This window comes from Nonomuraea sp. NPDC050202, assembly GCF_040656115.1.
In the GTDB taxonomy this organism is placed as follows: Bacteria; Actinomycetota; Actinomycetes; order Streptosporangiales; family Streptosporangiaceae; genus Nonomuraea.
The window spans coordinates 39,706-65,331 of sequence record NZ_JBFALF010000012.1; the positions used below are offsets into that span (position 1 = coordinate 39,706).

The 25,626-nt window shown below is 73.5% G+C and carries 29 protein-coding genes; 18 read left to right on the forward strand and 11 right to left on the reverse strand.

The annotated features are described in order from the left end of the window. The first annotated feature begins 105 nt into the window (after window positions 1-105). From AB0I79_RS29045 to AB0I79_RS29055, 3 genes are all read left to right on the forward strand, one after another. Window positions 106-564, forward strand: a complete 459-nt coding sequence (locus AB0I79_RS29045) for a universal stress protein (protein ID WP_357879135.1) — start codon at window positions 106-108, stop codon at window positions 562-564. A 432-nt stretch (window positions 565-996) separates the two neighbouring features. Next, window positions 997-1,851: a PAC2 family protein gene (locus AB0I79_RS29050; RefSeq protein ID WP_357879138.1), complete on the forward strand. Its 855-nt coding sequence runs from the start codon at window positions 997-999 to the stop codon at window positions 1,849-1,851. 435 nt (window positions 1,852-2,286) lie between these two features. Then, a complete protein-coding gene (locus tag AB0I79_RS29055; RefSeq protein WP_357879141.1) occupies window positions 2,287-2,586 on the forward strand; it encodes a TetR/AcrR family transcriptional regulator C-terminal domain-containing protein in 300 nt (99 codons plus the stop codon). A gap of 181 nt (window positions 2,587-2,767) precedes the next feature. Here AB0I79_RS29055 and AB0I79_RS29060 read toward each other — a convergent pair whose 3' ends face one another. Next, on the reverse strand, window positions 2,768-3,487 hold the full coding sequence (locus AB0I79_RS29060; RefSeq protein WP_357879145.1) for a CbiX/SirB N-terminal domain-containing protein: 720 nt from the start codon (window positions 3,485-3,487) through the stop codon (window positions 2,768-2,770). A 115-nt stretch (window positions 3,488-3,602) separates the two neighbouring features. Beyond that, on the reverse strand, window positions 3,603-4,769 hold the full coding sequence (locus AB0I79_RS29065; protein ID WP_357879149.1) for a uroporphyrinogen-III synthase: 1,167 nt from the start codon (window positions 4,767-4,769) through the stop codon (window positions 3,603-3,605). Between the two features lie 230 nt (window positions 4,770-4,999). Between AB0I79_RS29065 and def the strand changes: the two genes are divergently transcribed. Beyond that, on the forward strand, window positions 5,000-5,488 hold the full coding sequence (gene def / locus AB0I79_RS29070) for a peptide deformylase (RefSeq protein WP_357879152.1): 489 nt from the start codon (window positions 5,000-5,002) through the stop codon (window positions 5,486-5,488). A gap of 189 nt (window positions 5,489-5,677) precedes the next feature. Continuing rightward, entirely contained in the window at window positions 5,678-6,118 is a 441-nt protein-coding gene (locus AB0I79_RS29075) for a hypothetical protein (RefSeq protein WP_357879155.1), read from the forward strand. On the opposite strand, the gene AB0I79_RS29080 is transcribed toward AB0I79_RS29075, so the two are convergent. Genes AB0I79_RS29080 through AB0I79_RS29090 form a run of 3 tightly spaced genes read right to left on the reverse strand, consistent with a single transcriptional unit; the run spans window position 6,115 to window position 7,910 of the window. Further along, window positions 6,115-6,372 carry a WhiB family transcriptional regulator gene (locus AB0I79_RS29080; protein WP_357879157.1) on the reverse strand — a complete coding sequence of 86 codons (258 nt, stop codon included), beginning with the start codon at window positions 6,370-6,372 and terminating at the stop codon, window positions 6,115-6,117. The genes AB0I79_RS29075 and AB0I79_RS29080 overlap by 4 nt on opposite strands. A 30-nt stretch (window positions 6,373-6,402) precedes the next feature. Then, complete coding sequence (locus AB0I79_RS29085) at window positions 6,403-7,323, reverse strand: glycosyltransferase (RefSeq protein ID WP_357879160.1); 921 nt, start codon at window positions 7,321-7,323, stop codon at window positions 6,403-6,405. Continuing rightward, window positions 7,320-7,910: an HAD-IIIA family hydrolase gene (locus tag AB0I79_RS29090; protein ID WP_357879163.1), complete on the reverse strand. Its 591-nt coding sequence runs from the start codon at window positions 7,908-7,910 to the stop codon at window positions 7,320-7,322. Before AB0I79_RS29090 ends, AB0I79_RS29085 begins: the two co-directional genes overlap by 4 nt. A 172-nt stretch (window positions 7,911-8,082) precedes the next feature. On the opposite strand from AB0I79_RS29090, the gene AB0I79_RS29095 reads away from it, so the two are divergent. Genes AB0I79_RS29095 through AB0I79_RS29135 form a run of 9 tightly spaced genes read left to right on the forward strand, consistent with a single transcriptional unit; the run spans window position 8,083 to window position 17,395 of the window. Next, entirely contained in the window at window positions 8,083-9,714 is a 1,632-nt protein-coding gene (locus AB0I79_RS29095; RefSeq protein WP_357879166.1) for a carbamoyltransferase C-terminal domain-containing protein, read from the forward strand. Next, window positions 9,711-10,739 (forward strand): glycosyltransferase, encoded by a 1,029-nt coding sequence (locus tag AB0I79_RS29100; protein WP_357879169.1) that lies wholly within the window; start codon window positions 9,711-9,713, stop codon window positions 10,737-10,739. The genes AB0I79_RS29095 and AB0I79_RS29100 overlap by 4 nt, the downstream gene beginning before the upstream one ends. Continuing rightward, complete coding sequence (locus AB0I79_RS29105; RefSeq protein ID WP_357879172.1) at window positions 10,736-11,815, forward strand: glycosyltransferase family 9 protein; 1,080 nt, start codon at window positions 10,736-10,738, stop codon at window positions 11,813-11,815. Before AB0I79_RS29100 ends, AB0I79_RS29105 begins: the two co-directional genes overlap by 4 nt. After that, window positions 11,812-13,005 carry a glycosyltransferase gene (locus AB0I79_RS29110; RefSeq protein ID WP_357879176.1) on the forward strand — a complete coding sequence of 398 codons (1,194 nt, stop codon included), beginning with the start codon at window positions 11,812-11,814 and terminating at the stop codon, window positions 13,003-13,005. Before AB0I79_RS29105 ends, AB0I79_RS29110 begins: the two co-directional genes overlap by 4 nt. A gap of 14 nt (window positions 13,006-13,019) precedes the next feature. Further along, window positions 13,020-13,553: an SIS domain-containing protein gene (locus tag AB0I79_RS29115; protein ID WP_357879752.1), complete on the forward strand. Its 534-nt coding sequence runs from the start codon at window positions 13,020-13,022 to the stop codon at window positions 13,551-13,553. Continuing rightward, window positions 13,550-14,887: a PfkB family carbohydrate kinase gene (locus AB0I79_RS29120; protein WP_357879179.1), complete on the forward strand. Its 1,338-nt coding sequence runs from the start codon at window positions 13,550-13,552 to the stop codon at window positions 14,885-14,887. The genes AB0I79_RS29115 and AB0I79_RS29120 overlap by 4 nt, the downstream gene beginning before the upstream one ends. Beyond that, window positions 14,884-15,558, forward strand: coding sequence for an SDR family oxidoreductase (locus AB0I79_RS29125; RefSeq protein ID WP_357879182.1), 675 nt, complete (start codon window positions 14,884-14,886; stop codon window positions 15,556-15,558). Before AB0I79_RS29120 ends, AB0I79_RS29125 begins: the two co-directional genes overlap by 4 nt. Next, window positions 15,549-16,436: a glycosyltransferase family 9 protein gene (locus AB0I79_RS29130; protein ID WP_357879186.1), complete on the forward strand. Its 888-nt coding sequence runs from the start codon at window positions 15,549-15,551 to the stop codon at window positions 16,434-16,436. Before AB0I79_RS29125 ends, AB0I79_RS29130 begins: the two co-directional genes overlap by 10 nt. Next, entirely contained in the window at window positions 16,433-17,395 is a 963-nt protein-coding gene (locus tag AB0I79_RS29135) for a UDP-glucuronic acid decarboxylase family protein (protein ID WP_357879189.1), read from the forward strand. The genes AB0I79_RS29130 and AB0I79_RS29135 overlap by 4 nt, the downstream gene beginning before the upstream one ends. 86 nt (window positions 17,396-17,481) lie before the next feature. Here the strand turns inward: AB0I79_RS29135 and AB0I79_RS29140 are convergent, their stop codons facing one another. The 6 genes from AB0I79_RS29140 to AB0I79_RS29165 all read right to left on the reverse strand — a co-directional run bounded on the left by AB0I79_RS29140 (window position 17,482) and on the right by AB0I79_RS29165 (window position 22,525). Beyond that, window positions 17,482-18,447: an NAD(P)-dependent oxidoreductase gene (locus AB0I79_RS29140; RefSeq protein ID WP_357879192.1), complete on the reverse strand. Its 966-nt coding sequence runs from the start codon at window positions 18,445-18,447 to the stop codon at window positions 17,482-17,484. Window positions 18,448-18,593: 146 nt separating this feature from the next. Further along, on the reverse strand, window positions 18,594-19,820 hold the full coding sequence (mshC, locus tag AB0I79_RS29145) for a cysteine--1-D-myo-inosityl 2-amino-2-deoxy-alpha-D-glucopyranoside ligase (protein WP_357879195.1): 1,227 nt from the start codon (window positions 19,818-19,820) through the stop codon (window positions 18,594-18,596). 10 nt (window positions 19,821-19,830) lie between these two features. After that, on the reverse strand, window positions 19,831-20,484 hold the full coding sequence (locus AB0I79_RS29150) for an NRDE family protein (protein ID WP_357879197.1): 654 nt from the start codon (window positions 20,482-20,484) through the stop codon (window positions 19,831-19,833). Window positions 20,485-20,516: 32 nt separating this feature from the next. Then, window positions 20,517-21,284: an SCO1664 family protein gene (locus tag AB0I79_RS29155; protein ID WP_253742053.1), complete on the reverse strand. Its 768-nt coding sequence runs from the start codon at window positions 21,282-21,284 to the stop codon at window positions 20,517-20,519. Next, window positions 21,281-21,829 (reverse strand): DUF3090 domain-containing protein, encoded by a 549-nt coding sequence (locus AB0I79_RS29160; RefSeq protein ID WP_357879200.1) that lies wholly within the window; start codon window positions 21,827-21,829, stop codon window positions 21,281-21,283. Before AB0I79_RS29160 ends, AB0I79_RS29155 begins: the two co-directional genes overlap by 4 nt. Window positions 21,830-21,838: 9 nt before the next feature. Next, window positions 21,839-22,525, reverse strand: a complete 687-nt coding sequence (locus tag AB0I79_RS29165) for an MSMEG_4193 family putative phosphomutase (RefSeq protein WP_357879204.1) — start codon at window positions 22,523-22,525, stop codon at window positions 21,839-21,841. A gap of 64 nt (window positions 22,526-22,589) precedes the next feature. Here AB0I79_RS29165 and AB0I79_RS29170 point away from each other — a divergent pair, with 64 nt between their 5' ends. The 4 genes from AB0I79_RS29170 to AB0I79_RS29185 all read left to right on the forward strand — a co-directional run bounded on the left by AB0I79_RS29170 (window position 22,590) and on the right by AB0I79_RS29185 (window position 25,537). Continuing rightward, window positions 22,590-23,537 (forward strand): aldo/keto reductase, encoded by a 948-nt coding sequence (locus tag AB0I79_RS29170; RefSeq protein WP_357879207.1) that lies wholly within the window; start codon window positions 22,590-22,592, stop codon window positions 23,535-23,537. A 148-nt stretch (window positions 23,538-23,685) separates the two neighbouring features. Next, a complete protein-coding gene (locus AB0I79_RS29175) occupies window positions 23,686-24,534 on the forward strand; it encodes a hypothetical protein (RefSeq protein WP_357879209.1) in 849 nt (282 codons plus the stop codon). 122 nt (window positions 24,535-24,656) lie between these two features. Then, complete coding sequence (locus AB0I79_RS29180) at window positions 24,657-25,094, forward strand: hypothetical protein (protein WP_357879212.1); 438 nt, start codon at window positions 24,657-24,659, stop codon at window positions 25,092-25,094. A gap of 86 nt (window positions 25,095-25,180) precedes the next feature. Next, window positions 25,181-25,537, forward strand: a complete 357-nt coding sequence (locus AB0I79_RS29185) for an STAS domain-containing protein (protein ID WP_357879215.1) — start codon at window positions 25,181-25,183, stop codon at window positions 25,535-25,537. The last annotated feature ends 89 nt before the right edge of the window (window positions 25,538-25,626 follow it).

Genomic DNA, 25,626 nt, shown 5'->3' on the forward strand with positions numbered 1-25,626 from the left:
TGAGCGCTGCTCGCGCGCGGGTATAGGCGGACCTTTTCCCGCATCCTCGGATAAACGCTATCGTACGAGACGTCAATTGTACGCGGCGTCCAATTGGGGGCTCGTATGGCCTACCGCACCGTCCTCGTCGGCACCGACGGCTCCGCCTCCTCCTTCCGCGCCGTCTCGGCCGCCGCCTCCCTGGCCGCGGCCACCGGCGCCACGCTCGTGCTGGCGTGCGCTTACCTGCCCATGCGGGAGAGCACGCGGGCCGCCGCCGCCGACCGGCTCGGGGAGCTGGCGTACAAGGTGAGCGGCTCCACCCCCGCCGACGACGCGCTGCGGGCGGCCCGCGAGCACGCCGTGGCGGCGGGCGCCTCGGACGTGCTGCTGGCGGCCGAGCAGGGGGAGGCGGTGGACGTGCTCGTGTCGCTGGCGTCCCGGCACGGGGCCGATCTGCTCGTGGTGGGCAACCGGGGGCTCAACAGCCTGGCGGGGCGGCTGCTCGGGTCGGTGCCGTCGGGGGTGACGCACCGGGCCTCGTGCGACGTCCTCGTCGTCCACACGACGGCCGGGGGCCGCTGAGCGCACCCGCACCCCAGGACGGCGGCGCTCCGGACGGCCGCGCGGGGCAGCCGTCGCGGCGCACACGCGGTGGGCGACGCCGCGGGCCGGCCGCGCAGCGCGCCGCCGAGTTCGCGGCTCGCGAACGCCCGCCGGCCCCGGAGCCCGGCGGCGCAGCGGGCGGGGCCGGTGCGGCGGTCGTCACCCGGCCCGCGCGGGGACGCGTGGGCCGGGTGAGCCCGTGCCGGGCGAGCCGTCCACCAGCCGTTACGCGGCGTTCGAGCCCGTACGCCGCCGCCGGCCCCGCCGTCGCGCACCGCTGAGCCGCCCGCCTCCCCCACCAGCCCGCACGCCCCAGGGGCGGGCGCAGGGCCGCGTTCGGGGGGAGATCGGTGACGGCGATGCCTCCTTACCGCATAGGCTAAGCGGGACGATGGAGAGAGGAGGCGACACGTGATAGAGCTCGAAGGGCTCCCCGAGCTCGTCGACCCGGTGCTCATTGCCGCGTTCGAAGGGTGGAACGACGCGGGCGAGGCTTCCAGCGGTGTGATCGCCCACCTCGAGTCGGCGTGGAAGGCCGAGCCGCTCATCGCGCTCGACCCCGACGACTACTACGACTTCCAGGTCACCCGGCCCGTGGTCGAGATGAGCGACGGCCTGACCCAGTCGATCGTGTGGCCGACCACGCGGCTGCTGCGCGCCCGTCCTGCGGGCGTGGAGCGCGACGTCGTGCTGCTGCGCGGCATCGAGCCCAACATGCGCTGGCGCTCGTTCTGCGACGACATCATCTACATCTGCCGCGAGCTGGGCGTCGAGCTGGCCGTGATGCTCGGCGCGCTGCTCAACGACTCGCCCCACACCCGGCCCGTGCCGATCCTGGGCGGGGCGACCAACGCGGGCCTGGCCCGCTCGACGAACCTGGAGCTGAGCCGCTACGAGGGCCCGACGGGCATCGTGGGGGTGCTGCAGCACTCGTTCGGCAAGGCCGGGCTGGACGCGATCTCGCTGTGGGCGTCGGTGCCGCACTACGTGGCCCAGCCGCCCAACCCGAAGGCCACGCTCGCGCTGCTGCGCCGGCTGGAGGACGTGCTGGAGATCCCGATGCCGCTGGGCGACCTCGACGAGGAGGCCCGGGCCTGGGAGCGCGGCGTGGACGAGCTGGCCGCGCAGGACAGCGAGGTGGCCGAGTACGTCAAGGAGCTGGAGGAGCGCAAGGACGCGGCCGAGCTGCCCGAGGCCAGCGGCGATGCGATCGCGGCCGAGTTCGAGCGCTACCTGCGACGTAGAGATCGCGACACTGACAGCTAACCTTCAGGTATTAAGTTCCACATCTTTTCCCGCTTTCGGGTAATAATCGGGACCCGTATAAGTTTGCACCAAGTTGGGACCCTAGATTTAAGCGCCCCCTAAATCCCGGGACCGTCCGGGACCTCGGCTTCGCACGTGATGCCTGCTCAACTGACCGCGCACGTTAGGCATGCCATGGCGACACCTCACGTAGACCCGCACCACAGGAGCCAGGACACCAGGCAGCGGGTCCTCCAGATGGCCGTCTCGCTCAGGGAGGACCGCACCGGCGGCTCGGTGGACTACTTCCTCGCCCTGCTGCAGGATCGGCTCCCCCTCTGGCTGAGCATCCTTCACGATCTCTCTCACCGCATCGGAAAAGGGTCCGTATCGGATAATCTTCTACCGATTGCTCGTGCGGGGATTGACTACTACATAGATGTACAAAGTGCGGCGTTGCCCGCCTTCACCTCCCCGAACGTGACCGTCCGCTTCCGCCAGGCCATCCGCGACAACGGGCTCGGGCCGCGCACGGAGACGGCGCCGCTGGCCGCGTACCTGGCGGCCGAGCAGCGGCTGGGGCGGGTGCGGCCCGACGTGGACCCGGAGGCGAGCGCGCGGCTGCTGGTCGCGGGCTGCTTCCATCGTGCCTACATCGAGATGTTCGTCGGCGCGGACGCCGGGCCCGCGCGCGAGGTCAGCGCCCGCGAGATCGTACGGGAACTGCGGCTGGAGCCCGTCCCCCAGCCCGCGTGACGGCCGGAGCGGATCGCCGCCCGACGAGCGGCCCACCGCGCCCGTCCAGAGGCCGGGAAGCCCTGACGACGGCGCGTGCCGTGGGGCCGGGGAGCCCGGCCGGTGACCCGCGCCGTGGGGCGGCGCGTCGGCCGGTGGTCCCGCCGCAGGCCGGGAGGCCCGGCGGGTGGCCGGGCCGGGGTCAGGCGCGGCGCAAGGGCTGCGGCTCCGCGGTGGTGCGGTGGCGGCGGTGCAGGGCCTGGTCGTAGCGGTGCCAGATGAGGGCCGCCACGTCCGGGTCCGCGCCCAGGGGCTCGCTGACCAGGCCGGCGCCGGCCGAGGCGAGGCGGTCGTGGAAGAAGCCGGGCGCCAGCACGTACGAGGCGATGGCCACGCGGGCGGCCGGGGTCGAGGCGAGCCGTTCCATGGCCTCCTCCAGCGACGGCGTGCCCGCCGAGGCGAAGGCGGCCGTGACCGGGCGCGCCAGGCGTACGGCGAGCCGGTGGGCGGCGGCGCGCACGTCGGCCAGCGCCGAGGGGTCGGAGGAGCCGGCCGCGCCGAGCAGGACGGCGTCCGTGGAGCGCAGGCCCGCCCGCGCCAGCTTGCGTGCCAGCGCCGAGGTCAGGAGCCGGTGCGGGCCGAGCCAGCCGGCCACCACCGCGTCCGGGCGGTGCTCGGCGATGACCTCGGGCAGGTCGATGTGCACGTGGTAGCCGCCCGCCAGCAGCAGCGGCACCACGACCACCGGGCCGCGGACCTCGGGCAGGACCTCCGCAAGGAGGGGCGAGCTGATCTCCAGGTAGCTCAGCTCCACGCGTTGCCCCGGGCGGGCCCTGCGGACCGCTTCCGCCAGCTCCGAGAGGGTCCGCTCCCCCTCGGCGCTGCGCGTTCCGTGTGCGGCCAGGACGAGTGCGGGCGTCACCGGCTTCCTCCGGCGCGCCTGCCGCGGCCGGAGAACGGGGTGGCGCAGGGCATGGTGTTCTCCTCGTGGTGGTGGTGATGACGACGGTGCTGGAGGAACCGCGCGGCCGTGGAGGTCAAAGGCCCGCCTCGTACAGGCAGGCGAGCCGGTAGCCGCGCTTGACCACCGTCTCGACGATGCCGCTGGGCCCGAGGGCGCGGCGCAGCCGGGTGATGGCCATCTCGACGGCGTGCTCGGCCGAGTCGCGCGCCACGCTGCCCGGCAGCACCGTACGCAGCTCGGCCCGCGACACCACGTGCCCCGGCTTGTCGGCCAGGCGCTTGAGCACCGCCATCGGGGCGGGCGGCAGCGGGCGCAGCTCGCCGTCCACGACCACGGCGTGGCCGCGGATCTCGAGCCGGTGGTCGCCGGCCGTGAGGCGGGTGACGCCGTGCTCCGGCAGGTGACGGGCCAGGGCACGGGCCAGCGCGCCGAGGCGGGAGCGGTCCGGCTGGAGGGTGGGGACGCCGCGCGAGGTGAGCGGCTCGGCGGTGACGGGCCCGACGCAGGCCGCCACGACCGGTCCGCTGAACGCGGCCAGCAGCGCCTCCTCCAGCCCTTCCGACCTGGCGGCGCCGAGCATGGCGTGCACGGCGGGCGCGCTGGTGAAGGCGACCGCGTCCACGGAGCCGGTGATGGTCTGGCTGATCAGGCGGCGCAGCGGCGAGATGTCGCGGTACGGCAGCCACCGGTAGACCGGGATCTCGATCACCTCGGCCCCGGCCTCGCGCAGCGCGGCCACGAAGTCGGTGAGCGGCTCGCCGTGCTGCTGCACCGCGATGCGCCGCCCGTGCAGGTCCTGGGCCAGGAGGTAATCCTTGACCTCGTTGCACGACTCGGTCGAGGGGGTCCAGTGGTCGTTGAGACCGGCGGCGCGCACCGCTCCCCTGGCCTTGGGGCCGCGGGTGAGCAGGCGGGCCTTGGACAGGTGCTCGCCCAGGTCGGCGGACAGGCCCCAGCCCTCGGCCGCGGCCATCCAGCCGCGGAAGCCGACGCCGGTGGTGACCACGACGTCGTCGAGCGGCCCTTCCAGGCTCTGCCGGGTGGCGGCGAGCAGGTCGGTGTCCTCGGCCAGCGGGACGAGCCGGATGGCGGGGGCGCTGACCACGCGCGCGCCGCGGCGCTCCAGGAGCGCTCCGAACTCCTCGCGCCGTCTCGTCGCGGTGACGCCGACGGTGAAGCCTGCCAGGGCGTCCGGCGCCGTCTCCGGGGAAGAGCCGCCCTCTTGGGGAAGCGCGCTCATGCCTGCACCTCCAGGTAGTCGACGATGCCTGGCCGGGCCCCGAGCACCCGGCCAGGCATCACAGGCGCGTGTGACGCAAGTGAGATCACCCTCCGATACTGGTTCCGGGTGGTTTCGCCGCTGGGTCTCTTCTGTTACCGCTGTGCTACAAGGCACGACCTTCGCGATTGGCGGGGCGCACTCCAGGGAAGCGTTCATCGTGACGATCGCGGCCTATCGGGGAGTTGCGGGTGACGGTCCGGCCTATTCGCATGTTCGATGATCCGGTGCTCCGCTCGGTCTCGGCGCCGATCCAGGATTTCGATCGGGAGCTGAGACGGCTGGTCAAGTCGCTGACCGCGACCATGCGGGCGGCGTCCGGGCGGGCCGGGCTGGCGGCTCCGCAGATCGGGGAGCCGGTGCGGGTGGTGGTCTACTCCTACGACGGCAAGTCGGGCCACCTGGTCAACCCCCGGCTGGAGCTGTCGGAGCGCAAGGTCACCGCGGACGAGGCGTGCCTGTCGGCGCCCGGCGTGTGGTGGCCACTGGAACGCTCCTACATGGTCACGGCGCGTGGCCGCGACATGTTCGGCAAGCCGGTCACGGTGCGCGCGCTCGGGGTGCTGGCCAGGGTGCTGCAGCACGAGGTCGACCACCTCGACGGGGTGCTGTTCAGCGACCACCTCGAAGCGGCCGAGCGCGAACGGTTCCTCGCCGAGGCCCTGCCCACCGGCCGCTGAGCCGGGCGGGAGAGCGGACCGCCGAGCCGGCGGGGGCACGCCGGGCGAGCAGCCGGGTGGGCGAGCAGCCGGGTGGGTGAGCAGCCGGGTGGGTGAGCAGCCGGCCGGGCTGCTCGGTGTCAGCGGCAGGTCTTGCGATAGGCCAGTTCGGGGACCGAACGCCCCGCAGACCGCCTTCGCGTCCTGACCGTGACGGGAGACGAGGGCGAGGAGGGCAGGCGGGCACGAAGGCTCATGGAGCGGGCGCATCTCGGGGAGCGGGAGCACGCGGCAGCGGCCTCGGGCGCCGAGCGGGAGGCGGTCTCCGTCTACCGGCGGCCGGCCGCGGCCTCCCCCGGCCGCTACCTGGCCGACCTCGCCGAGGTGCTCGTCGACCTCGGCACGCCCCTGACCGGGCGCGGCCTTGCTGTCGAGGCGCTGCCGCTGGCGGTGGAGGCGGTCACCATCCGCCGCGAGCTCGCCGCGGCCTCACCCGAGCGGCACCGCGCCGGCCTCGCCCAGGCCCAGGACTGCCTCGCCGCCGTCCTGGCGGCGATCGGCCGCCCTGCCGGCGGCCGTCCATCCGGCGGGCGTCCAGCCGGCGGGCGTCCGGGCGAGGGACATCCGGGCGACGGGCGTCCGGGCCCCTAGTGTCGCGCGGCGGCCTCGGCTCGCAGGCCGAGCTCGCGCCGCTGGCCGGGATCGGTGCCGCCCCAGACGCCGTACGCCTGCCTGGTGCTCAGCGCGTACTCCAGGCACGGCTCGCGCACGGGGCAGCCGTCACAAACGTGTTTGGCCCGCTCGACCTGCGACTGGCTCGGACCTTCCATGGAGATCGGGAAGAACAATTCCGGGTCCAGGTCGAGGCAGGCGGCCCTGCGGGTCCAGTCGAGCATCATCATCATGCTCTTCGCGCCTACCCATCGCCCCGGGCCTCATACCTCGCTGAGCAGCGCATCCCAGTCGGCGAGGAACCTGTCGAGCCCGTATCGCGCCAGCGCGGCGGCTCTGGCGGCCTTGCCGGCCTGGCTCGCGCTCTCCGGATCCTGGGCGAAGGCGTGCAGCGCGTCGGCCAGCACGTTCACCTTCGTGGACAGCACGCCCGCCTCCGGCGGCACCGCCTCGATCGCCTCGGTGGCCGCGAGCGCGACCACGGGCATGCCGATCGTCATGGCCTCGATGAGGGCCAGGCCCAGCGAGGTCCACCGGTAGGGGTGCAGGTAGACGCGCCTGCGGGCCAGCTCGGCGTGCATGACGTGCTGCGGCAGGTCCTCGTGGGTGCCGTACGGCAGCTCGCGCACCTTCATCCCGAACACGTCGAGCGGCACCCGCTCGGCGAAGCGGGGCAGCAGGTCGGTCCCGGCGACCCTGGTGCGGCGCACAGGCTCGTTGACCACGACGCCGGCCCTGGGCAGCTCGCCCGTGTAGAGGTGGCCGGGGTCGGGGATGCCGTGCTCGACGACGCGGGTGGGGGCGCGGCCGTTGTCCCAGTACAGCTCGTTGAAGTGGGTGACGTGCACGAGCGTGATGTCGCTCTGGCCGGCGAGCGGGTGGCGGGTGCGGGGCACGTCGCCCGCGGGCGTGTTGTGCTCGACGTACAGGCCGGGCACGTCGCGGCCGAGCCACTCGCGGGCCAGGTCGAGCTCGTGCGGGCGCTGGTAGACGACGACGTCCACGGGCTCGTCGCGCAGCCGGTCCCAGGGCACCTCGCGGGCGCGTTCCGGCCAGTCGTAGGTGGCCGCCCGCCCCCGGCCATCGGGACCACGGCCGGGAACGAGCGGCAGCAGGTACTCGTGGGACCCCCGGATGAACGCGCTGGTCCACGAGCCGTGTACGTGCCAGATGAGGATCCTCACCAGCGGCTCCAGCCCATGGCGCGGGCCCAGGGCGCCGCCGCGGCCGGCACGGGGCTCTCGGCGTCGCTCAGCACGCGGTCCACGACGTCGATCAGGTCGTCGGCGACCTCGGCGGCCTGCCGGATCTCCTCCCGCAGCGTCTCCTGGGTCGGGACGAGGATGCCCCTGGCGCCGGCGGCCCTGGCGGCCTCCATGTCGCGGCCGATGTCGCCCACGACCACGCAGTCGCGGGGGCTGACGTCGAGCACGGCGGCGGCTCTGATCACGAGCCCGGGCGCGGGTTTGCGGCAGGTGCAGCCGTCGGCGTCGTCGTGCACGCAGATCGCCCACGCGTCGAACGGGCCGAGCAGCTCCTCCACCTTGGCGTTCACCTGGTCCATCTCGTCAGGGGACAGCAGGCCCTTGGCGACGCCCGACTGGTTGGTGACCACGGCCACCGGGACGTCGGCGCGTCTGAGCCTGCCCAGCGCCTCGATCGCGCCCGGCATGGGCTCCACGAGGTCCGGATCGCCGTTGTACGGCACGTCCCTGATCAAGGTCCCGTCCCGGTCGAAGAGCACGGCGCCGGGACGTCGCTTTTCGAACACCTTTCACCTCCGTCGCGTGTCCGGCAGCTACCCGGCGCCTGTCCTGGCAAACAACTACTTAAAGTGACCAAGCCCAGGAGCTAGCGCCTGTTTTCGCATCTCGCGGCGTCGCTCGATGTTTGAGAACCGCTTCTCTCGGTAGCGGTTCTCGACATCCTTAGGGGGAGGAAGCATGAAGTTTCTCGGCATCAACGCGATCTTCCACGACCCGGCCGCCGCGCTGGTGGTCGACGGGAAGATCGTGGCAGCGGCGGAGGAAGAGCGCTTCAGCCGCCGCAAGCACGGCAAGAGGCCGCTGGCGTTCTCCGCGTGGGAGCTGCCCGAGCAGGCCGCCGCGTGGTGCCTGCACGAGGCGGGGCTGTCCCCCGAGGACATCGACGCGGTGGCCTACTCCTACGACCCGTCGCTGGTGGTGCAGAAGCCGGAGGGCGACTGGGAGGACCTGCGGACCAGGTACGCGGTGCGCGCCCCGGCCTTCCTCGCCACGGCCCTGCCCGGCCTGGACCCCGGTCAGGTGAGCTACGTGCCGCACCACGTGGCGCACGCCGCCTCGGCGGGCCTGGCCGCGCCGTGGCGCGACTGCGCGGTGCTGGTGGCCGACGGGCGCGGCGAGAACGTCTCCCACCTGGCGGGCCGCTACCGGGGCGGCGAGCTGGAGGTGCTGGCGGCCCAGGAGCTGCCGCACTCCCTCGGCCTCATGTACGAGGACGTCACCGAGCACCTGGGTTTCCTGCGCTCCAGCGACGAGTACAAGGTGATGGCGATGGCCTCCTACGGCCGGCCCCGCCACCTGGAGGCGCTGCGCGAGGTGATCTACACGACCGGCGACGGCGGGTTCCGCGTCGAGCCGGTCGACTGGAGCGTCTACGCCAAGGCGCTGAAGAAGGGCGCCCCGTGGACCTCCGACCACGCCGACCTGGCCGCCAGCGTGCAGGCCCGGCTGGAGGAGGTGCTGCTGGAGCTGGTGCGCTGGCTGCACGAGCGGACCGGCGAGCGGCGGCTGGCGCTGGCCGGCGGGGTCGCGCTGAACTGCGTCGCCAACACGAAGCTGCTGGACGAGGGCCCGTTCGACGAGATCTGGGTCCAGCCCGCGGCGGGCGACTCGGGCACCGCGCTCGGCGGGGCGCTGCACCTGGCGCAGTCGTACGGCGAGCCGGCCGCGCCCATGCCGGACGCGGCGCTCGGGCGCGGCTTCACCGACGAGGAGCTCGGGGCGTGGCTGGACGTGGCCCGCGTGCCGTACACCCGCCCCGCCGACCTGGCCGCCGCGGTGGCCGCCGAGCTGGCGGCCGACCGGATCGTGGCCTGGTTCCAGGGGCGGGCCGAGTACGGGCCGCGGGCGCTGGGGCAGCGGTCGCTGCTGGCGCATCCGGGGCACGCCCGCAACACCGAGCGGCTGAACGACGTCAAGGGCCGCGAGCAGTTCCGGCCCATCGCGCCGATGGTGCTGGAGTCGCGGGCCCGGGAGATCTTCGGGCGGGGGCCGGTGCCGTCGCCGTACATGCTGTTCGTCCACGACGTGCACCCGGACTGGACGGGGCGGATCCCCGCGGTCGTGCACGTGGACGGGACGGCCAGGATCCAGACGATCTCGCCGCGGGAGCAGCCGCTGATGGCGCGGGTGCTGAGCGAGTTCGAGGCGCGTACGGGGCTGCCGGTGGTGGTCAACACGAGCCTCAACACCGCCGGGCGGCCCATGGTGGACGATCCGCGTGACGCGCTGGAGTGCTTCGGGTCCTCGCCGGTGGACGTGCTGGTGCTGGGGCCGTACGTGGTGCGGCGGGGGGAGGTGTTCGCCTCGTGATCACCGTGGTGATCCCCACCATCGGGCGGCCCACCCTGCGCGACACGCTCGCGGCCGTGGGGCCGGGCGTGCCGGTGATCGTGGTGGACGACAGGGCCGGCGCCGCGCGGAAGGGCGGCGCCCGGGGCAAGGAGCCGCCCGCCGTGTCTGAGCCGCTGCTGCCTGCGCCGCTGCCGCCTGAGCCGCTGCTTCCCGGGCCGCTGCCGGGGAACGTGCGGGTCGTCCGGTCGGGCGGCCGCGGGCCCGCGGCGGCGCGCAACGCCGGGTGGCGGGCCGCGGACACGCCGTGGGTCGTCTTCCTCGACGACGACGTGATCCCCGCGCCGGGATGGGCCGAGGTGGTCTGGAAGGACCTGGTGGACCTGCCCGACGACGTGGCCGGCAGCCAGGGGCGCATCGTGGTGCCGCTGCCCGCGGGGCGCCGGCCCACCGACGGCGAGCGGCACACCGCCGGGCTCACCGACGCGCTGTGGGTGACGGCCGACATGGCCTACCGGAGGGCGGTCCTGGAGGCCGTGGGCGGGTTCGAGGAGCGGTTCCCGCGGGCGTACCGGGAGGACGCCGATCTGGCGCTGCGGGTGACGCGGGCCGGGCACCGGCTGGTCAGGGGCGAGCGCGTGACGGAGCATCCGGTCCGGGCCGACGGGTTCTGGGCGAGCGTGCGCTTCCAGCGGGGCAACGCGGACGACGCGCTCATGCGCCGCCTGCACGGGCCCTCGTGGCGCGCCGACATCGGCGGCGGTCCGGGACGGCTGCGCCTGCACGCGCTGACGACCGCCACGGGCCTCGCGGCGGTGCTCCTCGGCGCCGCGGCAGCCGCGACCCGCACCCGCCCGGGCACCCGGGTGGCGGCGTGGGGGGCGGGGGCGGCGTGGGCGGCGCTGACCGCGGACTTCGCGTGGCGGCGGATCGCGCCGGGCCCGCGTACCCCGCGGGAGGTGCTGCGGATGGCCGTCACGAGCGTGCTGATCCCGCCGGTCGCCTGCGCGCACCGGCTTCGGGGGGAATGGAGGGTGCGGCGATGAGCAGGGGCCGGCAGGAACGTTCCAGCAAGGACCGGACCGCAGGAGACAGAGGGCGCGTGCTCGTGGCGCGGGTGGACGACGCCGGTGACGTGCTGCTGGCCGGGCCTGCCGTGCGCGCGGTCCGTACGAGGGCCCGCGAGGTGGTCTTCCTGGCCGGCCCGAACGGCAGGGCGGCGGCCGAGCTGCTGCCCGGCGTGGACCGCGTGATCGTGTGGCGTGCCCCGTGGATCGACCACACCCCGCCGCCGGTCACCGGGGCGGGGGTCGAGGAGCTGGTCGAGCGGGCCGCCGGGATCGACGAGGCGGTGCTGCTGACGTCGTTCCACCAGTCGGCGCTGCCGCTGGCGTTGCTGCTGCGGCTGGCCGGGGTGAAGCGGATCACCGCGATCAGCAACGACTACCCGGGCTCCCTGCTCGACGTGCGGCACGTGGTGGACGAGAGCGTCGACGTGCCGGAGGCGGAGCGCATGCTGGCCGTGGCGGAGGCGGCCGGGTTCGGGCTGCCGGAGGGCGATGAGGGGAAACTCGCTGTTCAGCGACCGTTGCCGGATATTGGGAAATTTACGGGGCACTGTGTAGGCGTCGGCGGCGTTGCCGACAAAGGCGCGTATGTCGTGGTGCACCCAGGGACATCGGCCCCCGCCCGTACGTGGCCTGCCGAAAGGCACCGGCAGACAGTGCGGGAGCTGGCCGACGACGGGCACCAGGTCGTCGTGACCGGCACAGAACGGGACCTCACCGCCTACGTGGCCAGCGATGTCGCGGTCGACCTGGGCGGCGTGACCACATTCGCAGAACTGGCTGCCGTGATCGAGCGGGCCGGTGTGCTCGTGGCGGGCAACACCGGCCCCGCGCACCTCGCCGCGGCTGTCGGAACGCCGGTCGTGAGCCTGTTCGCCCCTGTTGTCCCTGCGGTGCGGTGGGCCCCGTACGGCGTGCCCGCGGTGCTGCTGGGCGATCAGCAGGCGCCCTGCCGTGGCAGCAGGGCGCGCGTCTGCCCGGTGCCCGGGCACCCGTGCCTGTCCCAGGTGACAAGTGAGCAGGTGGTCAAGGCAGTGAGGGAGCTGACGCAGTGAAGGTCGATCTCATCTCGGAGCACGCGGACCCGCTGGCGGTAGTCGGCGGCGTCGACTCCGGCGGCCAGAACGTCCACGTCGCCGCGCTGGCAGTGGCCCTGGCAGAGCGGGGGCACACGGTCGTCGTCCACACCCGTCGCTCCTGCGAGTCGCAACCGGAGTCGGTGAGCCTGGCGCCCGGCGTCACGGTCGAGTACGTGCCCGCGGGCCCCGCGGCTCCCGTTCCCAAGGACGAGCTGCCGCCGTTCATGCCGGAGTTCACCGAGCGGCTGGCCGCGCGCTGGGCCGCCCGCCCGCCGGACGTCGCCCACGCCCACTTCTGGATGAGCGGGCAGGCGGCCTTGCGGGCGGCGGCGTCCGCCGGCGTGCCGGTGGTGCAGACGTTCCACGCCCTGGGCACGGTCAAGCGGCGCTGGCAGGGCGCGGCCGACACCAGCCCCGCGCACCGCCTCGAGACCGAGCGCGAGATCGGCCTGCGGGCCGACATGGTGCTGGCCACCTGCAGCGACGAGGTGAACGAGCTGTGCGCGATGGGGGTCCCCGAGCACCGCATCGCGGTCGTGCCGTGCGGGGTGGACCTGTCGGCGTTCTGCCCGGAGGGGCCGGTGGCCCCGCGCACGGACGGCCCGCTCGTGCTCAGCATCGGCCGGATGGTGCCGCGCAAGGGCGTGGACACCGTGATCGCGGCGCTGCGCCAGGTCCCCGGGGCGAACCTGGTGATCGCCGGCGGCAGCGAGGACGACGAGGAGGTGCTCAGGCTGCGCGAGCTGGCCGAGGGGTACGGGCTGGAGGAGCGCGTGCACGTCATCGGCTCCGTGCCGCGGCAGCACGTGCCGGCGCTGATGCGCTCGGCCGACGTCGTGGTGACGGTGCCCTGGTACGAGCCGTTCGGCATGGTGCCCGTGGAGGCCATGGCGTGCGGCGTGCCGGTCGTCGCCTCGGCGGTCGGCGGCCACCTGGACACGGTGGCGGGCTGCGGCGTGCTCGTGCCGCCGCGCCGCCCGCGCGCCCTGGCCAGGGCGCTCAAGGACGTGCTCGGCGACCCCGAGCGTCGCGCCACGCTCGGCGCGGCCGGCGCCCGCCGGGCCAGGGAGCGGTACGGCTGGCCCCGCGTGGCCGAGCTGACCGAGGCCGTGTACGCACAGGTCATCGACGGAAAGGTCTGCCGGCTGGCGGCCCTGGGGGGTTGATCGTGGACGCTCATCTGGAGAAGCTCTGGAACACCCTGGAGAAGGTCGATGACCACGCGGTCACCGTCCGGGCCTGGGGAGGCAAGCTGGCCGGCGTGCTGGCCGCCGGGGGCAGGCTGCTGGCCTGCGGCAACGGCGGATCGGCGGCCGAGGCGCAGCATCTGACGGCGGAGCTGGTCGGCCGGTTCAGGGACGACAGGCAGCCGTACGCGGCGATCCCGCTGCACGCCGACGGCTCGTCGCTGACGGCGATCGCCAACGACTTCGGCGCCGAGCAGGTCTACGCCCGCCAGGTGCGCGCGCACGGCCGTACCGGGGACGTGCTGCTGTGCCTGTCCACCAGCGGCGGCAGCCCGAACGTGCTGGCCGCGGCCAGGGCGGCGCAGGAGGCCGGGCTCGTGGCGTGGGCCATGACCGGCCCCGCCCCGAACCCGCTCGCCGGTTTGTGCGACGAGGCGGTCACCATCCCCGGCGAGACCGCCACCGTGCAAGAGGTGCACCTGGCGCTGATCCACCTGCTGTGCGACGCCGTAGAGGAGGCGCTGTGACGGAGAGGCCGCTGGTCGTCATCGGGGACACGCTGCTCGACGTGGACGTCGAGGGCGAGACCGAGCGGCTCTGCCCGGACGCGCCCGTGCCGGTGGTGGATGTCTCCACCGAGCAGGCCCGCCCCGGCGGGGCCGGGCTGGCGGCGCTGCTGGCCGCCCGCGACGGCGCGGACGTCGTGCTGATCACGGCGGTCGGCGACGACCCCGACGGGCACCGCCTGTGCGGGCTGCTGTCGCCGGAGCTCGACCTGGTACGGCTCCCGCTGCGCGGCGGCACCGTGCGCAAGACCAGGGTCAGGGCGCGCGGCCAGACGCTGGTCAGGCTGGACACCGGCGACGGCACGGCCAGGTACTCCCCCACCGCGGAGGCGATCGAGACGATCGGCCGGGCCGGCGCGGTGCTGGTCTCCGACTACGGCAGGGGCGTGGCCAGGATGGCCCGCGAGCTGCTGCGCGAGGTGGACGTGCCGGTGGTGTGGGACCCCCATCCCCGCGGCGAGCAGCCGATGCCCGGCTGCGCGCTGCTGACGCCCAGCGAGGCGGAGGCGCGGATGCTCTGCCCGTCCGGCTACCACGGCCCCGACCAGGCGGCCCGCCGGCTGGTGCGGGCGCTGCGGGCCAGGGCGGTGGCCGTCACGACCGGCGAGCGCGGGGCCGCGCTCGCCATCGCGGGCGGCCCGCTGACCACGGTGCCGCCGCCGGTGCGGGCGGGCGGCCAGGACGCGTGCGGCGCGGGCGACCGGCTCGCCGGGGCCGCCGCGCTGGCGCTGCGCGACGGCGCGGGCGCGGAGGAGGCGGTCACGGTCGGCGTGGGCGAGGCCTCCCGCTTCGTCGAGCGCGGCGGTGCCGCCACCGTGAAGGTGCAGGAGCAGCGGCTCGGCGACCGGCCGCGCACGGCGCTGGAGGTGGCCAGGCTCACCCGGGCGCACGGCGGCCGGCTGATCGCCACGGGCGGCTGCTTCGACCTGCTGCACGCGGGCCACGTGAGCCTGCTGCGGCGGGCCAGGGCGCTGGGCGACGCACTGGTCGTCTGCGTCAACTCCGACGACTCCGTACGCCGGCTGAAGGGCCCGTCCAGGCCCATCGTGGACGTCCGCGACCGGGTCGAGGTGCTGCGGGCGCTGGGCTGCGTGGACGCGGTGCTGGTGTTCGACGAGGACACCCCGGCCGCCGCCATCGAGCAGCTGCGCCCGGACGTGTGGGTGAAGGGCGGCGACTACGAGGGGGAAGTGCTGCCCGAGTCCGAGGTCCTCGGCAGACTCGGCGCGGAGATCGTCGTGCTGAGCACCCTGCCGGGGCGTTCGACAACCAATCTGATCAGGGAGATCCAGTGAAAGTATTGATCACCGGGGGCGCGTCCGGGCTCGGCCTGGCCACCGCCGAGGCCGTGGAGAAGGAGGGCTGGAAGGCCCTCGTCGTGGACGTGCGCGCGCCCGACCAGCGCTTCGAGCACGTGACGGCGGACCTGGCCGATCGGGCGCAGGCCGAGCGCGCGGTGCGCGAGCTGGCCGAGCGGGCCGGCGGCCTGGACGCCGTCGTGACGGCCGCGGGCATCGACGCGTGCGGGCGGCTGGAGGACGTGCCCGCCGACGACTGGGAGCGGGTCATCAAGGTGAACCTGCTGGGCACGGCCTCGGTCGTGCGGGCGGCGCTGCCGTACCTGAAGCACACCCGGGGCAAGGTCGTCACCTGCGCCTCGACGCTGGGGCTGCGTCCGCTGAGCGACGCGTCGGCGTACTCGGCCTCGAAGTTCGGCGTCGTCGGCTTCACCCGGGGCCTGGCGATCGAGACGCGCGGGGAGATCGGGGTGACGCTGCTGATCCCCGGAGGCATGCGGACGAGCTTCTTCGACGGCCGTCCCGAGCAGTACAAGCCGGGCCCCGAGGCGGGGCTGAACGATCCGGCCGACGTGGCCCAGGCCGTGGTGTTCGCGCTGCGGCAGCCGGCCGGATGCGAGGTGAGAGAGCTCGTCGTGTGCCCGTCCACGGAGACGTCATGGCCCTAGAACTCCTCGCGCTGCGCGGGCTCGGCCTGGGCGACCTGCTCACGGCCGTGCCCGCCCTGCGGTCGCTGCGCCAGGCCTTTCCCGCGCACCGCATCACGCTGGCCGCGCCGCGGTACCTGGACGCCCTGCTGCCGCTGATCGGCGCGGTGGACGACCAGGTGGACGTGTCGGGGCCGGGCCCCGTTCCGATGGACGCGGTGCCGTTCGAGCGCCCGGACGTCGCGGTCAACCTGCACGGGCGGGGACCGCAGAGCATCGAGGCGCTGCGGCGCACGGAGCCCGGGCGGCTGATCAGCTTCGGCACCGGGCCTCCGTGGCAGGAGGGGGTACACGAGGTGCGGCGGTGGTGCGACCTGCTGGAGTGGCACGGCATCCCCGCCGACCCCGGTGACCTGACGCTGGGCATCTCCGACCGCACGGGGCCGGCGATCGTGCATCCGGGCGCCGCCTATCCCGCGCGGCGCTGGCCGCCGGAGCGGTTCGCCGAGGTGGCGGCGGCGCTGGACGACGTGATCGTCACGGGCAACGCGGAGGAGGTGCCGATCGCCGCCCGGGTCGCCGAGCTGGCGGGGCTGCCTCCGGAGCGGATGCTGGCCGGGCGCACCTGTCTGGCCGACCTGGTCGACCTGGTCAGCAGGGCGAAGCTGGTGGTCTGCGGCGACACCGGCGTGGCTCATCTGGCGACGGCGTTCTGCGTGCCGTCGGTGGTGCTGTTCGGTCCGGTCTCGCCCAGGCTGTGGGGCCCGCCGCCCGGCTGGCGCCACGTGGCGCTGTGGGCCGGGCAGAACGGTGATCCGCATGGTCAGCGGCCCGATCCGGGGCTGCTGAAGATCGAGGTTTCCGAAGTCGTCGACGCTGCCATGGAGGTCATCTCATGAGGGCTCTGGTCACCGGAGGTGCCGGGTTCCTCGGCTCCTACCTGTGCGAGCGACTGCTGGACGAGGGTGCGGAGGTGGTCTGCATGGACAGCTTCCTCACCGGGGGGCCGCGCAACGTGGAGCATCTGCTCGAACGGCCCGAGTTCCGGCTCATCGAGTGCGATCTGACCGGGTACGTGCACGTGCCCGACCGGCTGGATCTCGTGCTGCACTTCGCCTCGGCCGCCTCGCCGGCCGACTACCTGCGCTATCCGATCGAGACGCTGCGCGTGGGCAGTGTCGGCACGCTGCACGCGCTGGGGCTGGCCAGGGAGAAGGGGGCCAGGTTCGTGCTGGCCTCGACCAGCGAGGTGTACGGGGATCCGCTGGAGCACCCGCAGAAGGAGACGTACTGGGGCAACGTCAACCCGGTCGGGCCGCGCAGCGTGTACGACGAGGCCAAGCGCTTCGCCGAGTCGCTGACCACCGCGTACCGGCAGTCGCGCGGCACCGACACGGCTATCGTGCGCATCTTCAACACCTACGGCCCGCGCATGCGCCCGTTCGACGGGCGGGCGATCCCGACGTTCATCCGGCAGGCCCTGACCGGCGAGCCGATCACGATCACCGGTGACGGCTCGCAGACGCGCTCCATCTGCTACGTCGACGACACCGTCTCGGGCATCCTGGCCATGGCCCGCAGCGACTTCGCCGGGCCCGTGAACATCGGCAACCCCGACGAGCTGACCATGCTGGAGCTGGCCACGCTCATCAAGGACCTGACGGGGACGTCGTCGGAGATCCGGTTCATCGACCGGCCCGCCGACGACCCGAAGGTCCGGCGTCCCGACACCTCGCTGGCCGCCGAGCGGCTGGGCTGGCGGGCGACGGTGCCCGCCGAGGAGGGGCTGCGCCGCACGATCGAGTGGTTCTCGGCCGAGCTCGCCGCGATCGAGCAGCTCGAACGCCTGCAGGTCTGACAGCCCCGGCCCCCGCCCAGCACGGGCGGGAGGCCGTCGCGGCCCAACCTCGCCCCCGCCGGCGCACCGGCGGGGGTTCCTGCTGCCTAGCGCTCGTGGCCCGCGCGCAGCCACTCCAGGTATTCGGCGACCGCCCGCTCGGTGTCGTAGGCGGGCTCGAACCCGGTGTCCTCGCGCAGCCGCGTGATGTCGAGGGGGTTGTCGACCGGGCCGGGAGCGCGCCCTTCCGGGATGTCCACGCGCGCGCCGGGGACGAGCTTCCTGATCGCCGCGATCAGGTCGCCGTTGGTGGTGATCCGCCCCGAGGCCACGTTGTACGTGCGGTGCCGCAGCCGCCCGGCCGTCTGCAGCAGCGCCAGCGCCCGCGCGCAGTCCTTGACGTAGCACGCGTCGAGACCGTTGCCCATGCGGGTCTCCCCCATCACCGCGGACAGGTCGGGCTCGGTGCCGCGGGCGGCGGCGTGCACGAGCTGCGGCACCGGGAAGAACGGGTCCGGGTTGTGCCCGAGCGGCCCCCAGATGCCTCCGATGCGGTAGTTGACCGCCTCGACGTCGTCGAGGGCCTCGTTCAGGTGGTCGGCCAGCAACTCGCCGATCTTCTTGAAGCGGGGGATCGCGTGCGGGGCGCTCATCGTCAGCGGCAGGTCCTCGCTCAGCGGCCCGTCGGCGGTGATCCCGGCGTACACGCCGATCGTGCTGGCCAGGCCGAGCCGGCGTACCTGCCAGGCGCGGGCGGCGCGGAACATGGCGAGCAGGCTCCGCACCGCCCGCTCGGTGTGCTCGATCGGCTCGTACGCGCCGGGCGGCCAGGGCATGGAGCCGGCGAGGTGCAGGATGCCGGTGATCTTGTGCCGGTCGCCGATCTCGAGCAGGGCCCGCTCGTCGGCGACGTCGGCCCGCTCGACGAAGAGCCGCTCACCGGCCTCGGCCGCGAAGGCGGCGGGCACCTCGGCGGGGCGGCGCTGGACGAGCACGCAGGACTCCCCCAGGTCCAGCAGGGCTCGGGTGGTGTGCGTGCCGATGAAGCCCAGCCCGCCGGTGATCAGAATCATATATAACACCCTCCCTGATAATCAGTACTACTGATTATCAGGGTATCCCACTCCCCCTCCGAAGCGGTAGTACGGTTGCGGATCCCTGCCTGGGCGCAACGAAAAAGCGGCCGCCCTGCTCGGGCGGCCGCTTGTGAAGGTCCGGGTCAGCGGAGGGCGACTCCCAGGAGGGCGTCGGCCAGGTCGCGGACGAGGCCGGGGGCCGACTCGTCCCGGCCGCCGCCCGCGAGGGCCTGCTCGGCCCAGGCGTCCACCGCGGCCAGCGCGCCGGGCGAGTCGAGGTCGTCGGCCAGCCGCTCGCGCACCTTCGCCAGCAGCTCGCCGGCGGGCGGCCCCGCCGTGAGAGCGGCGGCCGAGCGCCACAGCGCCAGCCGCCGTTCCGCCTGCGCCATCATGTCGGGCACGTACTCCCAGTCGGCCCGGTAGTGGTGGGCCAGCAGCACGAGCCTGATCGCCATGGGGTCGTGCTCCTGGCGCAGCCTGGAGACGAAGACCAGGTTGCCCTTGGACTTCGACATCTTCTCGCCGTCGAGCGCCACCATGCCGGCGTGCGTGTAGAACTTCGCGAACGGCCACTCGCCGGTCGCGGCGTGCCCCTCGGAGGCGCCGCACTCGTGGTGCGGGAAGATCAGGTCGGAACCGCCGCCGGCCACGTCGTAGCCGGCGCCCAGGTTGTCGAGGGCGATCGCGGTGCACTCGATGTGCCAGCCGGGACGGCCCCGGCCCAGCGGCGAGTCCCAGGCCGGCTCGCCGGGCCGCTCGGCCCGCCACAGCAGCCAGTCGAGCGGGTGGCGCTTGCCCTCCCGGCCGGGGTCGCCGCCGCGCTCGGCGAACAGGGCGAGCATCTCCTGCTCGGTGTAACCCGACACCTGGCCGAACTTGGGCGCGTCGGCCACGCTGAAGTAGACGTCGCCGTCGAGGACGTAGGTGACGCCCTTGGCGGCCAGCTTGGCGATCAGGTCCGCCACCTGGCCGACGACCTCGGTGACGCCGACGTACTCGCGGGGCGGCATGATCCGCAGCGCCTCCATGTCGCCGCGGAACAGCTCGATCTCCCGCTCGGCCAGCTCCTGCCAGTCGATGCCGGTCTGGTCGGCCCGCTCCAGCAGCGGGTCGTCCACGTCGGTGGCGTTCTGCGTGTAGTGCACCTCGTGGCCGGCGTCGCGCCACACCCTGCCGACGAGGTCGAAGGCGTGGTAGGTGTTGGCGTGGCCGAGGTGGGTGGCGTCGTAGGGGGTGATGCCGCAGACGTACATCCTGGCGGTGGGGCCGGGGTCGGTCTGCCGCACCTGCTTGGCCGAGGTGTCGTAGAGACTGAGCGGAATGCTCTCACCTGGGAGTTTGGGGACGTTCTGGGCAGACCACGATCTCATGTCTTTGAGCCTATCCGTCCCGATCGGCGGTCAGGTCGGTGAAGTCGTAGGTCACGCCTTCCCGCGCGATCTCGACCTCCATCACCGACAGGGAGGCGAAGATCCGGCCGTCCGGCAGCTCGTGCCTGACGATGAGCGCCCCGGGGTCGGCGGACGGCTCGGCCTTGATCAGTTCACCCCATCGCTCGGAGTCCCTGAAGCGGGGCAGGTACGCCACGACCCGCTCGCTGCCGGGGTCCAGGCCCGTGTTGACGACCATGCTGGTGCCCTGGGGCAGCTCCGACACGGCCGCGCGCTCGCCGTCCCAGCTCAGCAGCCGCACCCGCGACAGGTCGGCCAGCACGAGGTGGAAGGGGTCGTAGTCGCGCAGCCCGGCCTCGGCGGGGAGCTCCCCCGTGTAGGCCGCCCGCAGCGCCAGGTCGCCCCGAGAGACCTTGGTCCTCTCGTCGGCGGCCCGGCCGCGGCCGTTGAGCAGCGCCGCCGCGCGGCGGTCCGCCGGGTTGACGGCCAGCCAGGTGCCGCCGGCCTTGAGGTCACGCCCTCCGATCACGCCCGGGTACTCGGGCCAGTGCTCTCCCGGCCCCTCCCAGGGCCGGTCGGCGAGCTCGTCCCGGACGCCCATGAGGCTCAGCCGCCGCCCGGTTCTCACGATCAGCGTGCACATGGGCAAAGGGTATTAAACGGGCCCCCGGTCTTTCATATGGGGGGCCACGGTATGGCCGGCCAGCCCTCTGACGGGTACGGATGCACGCCGGTGTCGAGCAGCCTCCTGACCCGCTGCCAGGTGGCCTCGACCTCCGCCAGCGTCAGCAGCTCGCGCAGCCTGCGCCCGAGCGAGCCCGACTCGATGTCGCGCTCGAGCTTGGCCAGCACCGCCACCGCCTCGCGGGCCAGCGGCTTGCCGCGCCACTGCCACAGGACCGTGCGGAGTTTGTCCTCCACGGAGAAGCAGACACCGTGGTCGACGCCGTACACGTGGCCCGTGGGCAGCGGCAGCAGGTGGCCGCCCTTGCGGTCGGCGTTGTTGACCACCGCGTCGAACACCGCCATCCGCCGCACGACCGGGTTGCGGCTCTTGACCAGCCGCATGAGGTCGATCTCGCGCTCGGTGTCGATCCAGAGCTGGCACATGCCGGGGCCGAAGGGCCCGTCGCGGTAGACGGTGGGCGGGACGATGCGCCAGCCGGTGGCCTGGGAGACCTCGAACGCCGCCACCTCGCGGGCTGCGAGGGTGCCGTCGGGGAAGTCCCACAGGGGGCGCTCGCCGCGTACGGGCTTGTAGACGCACGCCGCCGACCTGTCGCCGAGCTTGACCGAGCAGTAGAGCGTCATGTTGGTCGCCTCGACGAGGCGGCCGGCGACCTCCAGCGTGCCGTCGCGCAGCAGCGCGAGCGCGTCCTCGTCATGCAGGGACGGCGGTGGGGAGGGAGGCTTGATGGCCGGTTCGCTCTCGGGAGCGGTCATGAAGCCGCCTCACCCCCGCGATAGCCGTTGAGACGGACGCAGACGTGACCGGCGGCGTCGAGCGGCTGCCCGCACAGGGGGCACGGCGGTCGGCCCGCCGCGACGATCTGGAGGGCCCGCTGGGTGAAGGCGCGCGCGGCGCCGGCGCTGATGCGCACGCGCAGCACCGCGGGGTCGGTCGTGTCGAGATCGTCCTCGTCGATGACCTCCTGCGCCTCTATCACCACCTGCGCCTTCTCGGCATCCCAGGTCAGCGCCATGGTGCCGACGCGGAAGTCCTCCGCGACCGGCGTGTCGAGAGGAGCGTCGTCGGCCAGGTCGGCCGGGGCCAGTGCGGGCACCTGGGCGGTGCCCCCGCTGAGCCGCAGCACCTCGTCGAGCAGCTCGTCGAGCCTGCCCGCGAGCGCGGCCACCTGCAACTTCTCCAGCGCCACCGTGGTCAGTCTGCCCTCGGCCCTGGCCTGCAGAAAAAAGACCCGCGCGCCCGGCTGCCCCAAGGCACCGGCGACGAACCTCTCTGGTGGGTCGTAGTCGAAGACCGGCATAGCCTGACCTTACGTGGTTCCTGGTCCGCCGCCGACGGCGGCATCGCTCCCGGTGATGTTTTCTCCCCCGTCTTTCTCCTCCGAATCCTCAGGAAGCCGCAATTCCCCCATATCGTTGACCCTGAGAACAAAGGGACGCAAGGGGGCATAGCGAATGACGGTGAGGGCCGCCGGATCGGCTGTTATCCGCTGAAACTGATCGAGATGAAGGCCCAGAGCGTCCGCGACGATCGCCTTGATCACGTCGCCGTGGCTGCAAACCAGGTAGACAGCCTTACTCCCGAGGGTTCGATTCCACTCCCGGACCGCCGCGAGGGCCCTGTGCTGCATCCCGGCCAGCGACTCCCCTTCCGGAAAGGTCACCGCGCTCGGGTGCGCCTGCACGACCTGCCACAACGGCTCCTTGGCGAGCTCGGCCAGTGGCCGCCCGGTCCACTCCCCGTAGCCGCACTCGATGAACCGGTCGTCGATGCGCACGTCCATCTCCCGGCCCTGCGCGACCGCTTCCGCCGTTTCCCGGCAGCGCTCCAGCGGACTGGAGACAATGGCGTCGAGCCTGACGCCCGCGACGCGCCCGGCGAGCGCGGCGGCCTGCGCCCTTCCCGCCTCGCTCAGATGCACCCCCGGGGTGCGGCCGGCCAGCACCGGCCCGGTGAGGTCCGTCAGCCCGTGCCGGGCCAGAAGCAGCGTGGTCATCCAGCAAGTGTCGCAGGCGTCGATCACAACGTTTCATCGGCCTGGACGGTAACCTGGCGGGATCATGGAGCAGCGCTATGTCGGCCACAGCGGCCTGTCGGTGTCCCGTTTGGGGCTCGGCACGATGACCTGGGGTCGTGACACCGACGCGGACGAGGCCGCCGCCCAGCTCCGCACGTTCATGGACGCGGGTGGCACCCTGGTCGACACGGCCGACGTCTACACCGGCGGCGACGCCGAGCGGCTGCTGGGGCGGATGCTGCGCGACTCGGTGCCGCGCGCGGAGCTGGTGATCTCCACCAAGGCCGTGGTGACGCCGACCGGCCGCCGCCCGCGCGACGCCTCCAGGCGCCACCTGATCGCCGCGGTGGACGACTCGCTCAACCGGCTCGGGCTCGACTACGTCGACCTGTGGCAGCTGCACACCTACGACGCCGAGGTGCCCCTGGAGGAGACCCTGGCCGCGCTCGACGCCATCGTCTCCTCCGGGCGCGCCGTCTACGCGGGCGTCTGCGACTACACCGGCTGGCAGCTCGCCGCCGCCGCCGTCACCCAGAAGACGGTCCCCGGCCGCATCCCGATCACCTCGGCCCAGGCCGAGTACTCCCTGCTGGCGCGCGAGCCGGAGCGCGAGCTGCTGCCCGCCGCCGCGCACCTGGGGGTGGGCGTGCTGGCCTGGTCGCCGCTGGGGCGGGGGGTGCTCACGGGCAAGTACCGCACCGGCATCCCGGCCGATTCGCGCGCCGCCACGCCGCACTTCGCCGACTTCGTCCGGCCCTACCTGGACGAGCGCAGCAGGCGGGTCGTGGAGTCCGTCATGACGGCCGCCGACGGGCTCGGCGTGTCGCCCCTGGCCGTGGCCCTGTCGTGGGTGCGGGATCAGCCCTGCGTGGCCTCCGCCATCGTCGGGGCACGTACGCACGCGCAGTTGAAGGGTGTCCTCCCCGCGGAGGACGTCGTGCTGCCGATAGAGATCCGCGAGGCCCTCGATGACGTGTCATCGCTCGACTGACCGGCCGCGCGACCGCCGCGACCTGGAACGAGAGACCTTCTCGCGTATCACTACTCGATACCGAATCGCAACTTTACCCGGCAAACGCCTGCGTCTGACGTCCGATGTCCATAAAGATTTCCCCCGGAAGCGACGCAGGAGGGGACGGATGGGGAGCAGGACCGCGATCTCGGCTGGAGTTCTCGCGGTGGCGCTGGTGGCCGTCCCGATGGGGGCACCTGCCGCCTCGGCCGCCGTCCAGGACTGCACGCGCGACGGGGGCCTGCTCTCGGGGGTGACCAACACGCTGTGCGACGTGGTGGAGGCCGTCACCGGCACCGTCGACACGCTGACCGGCGGCGCCACCGACCCGGTGACCGACGGCGTGGACAAGGCCACCGACGAGGTGCTCGGCCGGGTCGGTGAGGCGGTGCCCACCACCAAGGCCACCCCCTCCACGACCTCCTCCGTCAAACCGTCCACCACCTCGCCCACCACGCCGAGGCCGAGCAGGACCGGGCTGGTGCCGGAGACGCTCGGCGACGTGTGCCTGCCGGTGCTCGCCTGCGAGGACCAGGCCGTCGCCGACCAGCCGGCCCCCCGGGCCACGCCCTCGGCCACGCCGACGGAGGTCCGTACGGGGCGCGGCTGGGAGAGCACCGCCTCGGCCGCCCCTGCCCGGCCCCGCGCCACTCCCCCGGACAGGCGGCCGCAGACGGTCGGCACGGGCGCGCCGGTCGAGGAGAAGAAGACCGCCCACGCGGAGGAGCCGCGGGTGGACCTGCTGTGGCCGAACCCGTTCGCGCACGAGCTCGCCGTGCCCATGCAGGACCAGCGGGTGGTGCGGCCCACCCCGCCCGCCTCCGACGTGCTGGGGACGATGCTGACGATCGCGCTGCTGGGGTCGGCGGTGCTGGCCACCCGGATCGTGCAGCAGCGGCGGCAGCGTACCGAGCCCACGGAGTCGATCCCGTTCGAGCCGGCGCGGGCCGGCAACGGCCGGCACCGCCTGGCGTGACACGACGTATTGCGGCGAACACGATGAGGTCTATCGTGGTGATGGAGCGCGCCGATGGACCCGGTGGTGGAGTGATGAGACCACCGCTGTGGCGGGGTGGCGCACTCGGGTGAGGAGCCGCCATGTCCGCCCTGGACCGCCCTTCGTCGCAGCACCACGGACGGCGTGACATGGAGCCAGGAGGAAGCGACGGCTTCCTGCGGCTGGCGAAGGCGGCGGCCGAGCGGGCCGCGCGAGCCGGGGAGCGGGCCCGGCGGGCGGGCATCCGGCTGCAGCGCCTGCGAGCGGGCCTGCCACGGGCCGACCACGACTCCCTCGGCCCCGTTCCCGTGCCGTTGCGGGCGGCGCTCGATCAGTCCGTGGCCTACCAGGTCCTGGCCACCGTCCACGAACGGGCCGCCCGCCATTTCGAGTCGTGCGCGGAGCGCGGCTCCGGGGACGTCGCCCACCACCGCGAACGTGCCGCCTGGCACAGCGGCGCCGCCGAGCGGGCCCGCAAGGCCAGAGCCGCCTGGGCAGCCTCGTACCGCGTGGCCGGGCCTGCCGAGCCTTCGTCCTGATCTCCTGTCCCGCTGGGTGGAAGCCGCGCCGGAGGGCCGGGGAAAGTCGCCCCATCCATGCCGAGACAGTGGAACGATCAGGGGTCGTGGCGGAACGTAGGGAAGTTCCGGACTTCCGACGCACCTGGGCGGTCATCGCCCTGAGCGGAAGCCTTGACGATGCCACCGTGGATCAGGTCGAGCAGGAGATCCAGCAACTGGGCGGCCGGGGCGCGCGGCTGATCATCGACGTGAGCGAGCTGCACTTCCTCGACGACTTCGGGGTGGACATGCTGGTGCTGCTCGCCCACCACATGCACCAGCGGGACGGGCTGATGGCGCTGGCCGACGGCCGCGGTCATGTCGGCCGGGTGCTGGGAGAGGCCGGGCTGGAGGGCCTGCTGCCGCTGTTCGGCACCGTGGCCGAGGCGATGCGCGGCCTGGAGGACGAGACCTCCGGCTGATCCGCTCAGGACGGCTGCCCCGGCTTGTCAGAACGGGTGCCCGGGCCTGTCCCTGCCGTGCTCGCGGCGCACCGCCCGCCGGCCCTGCT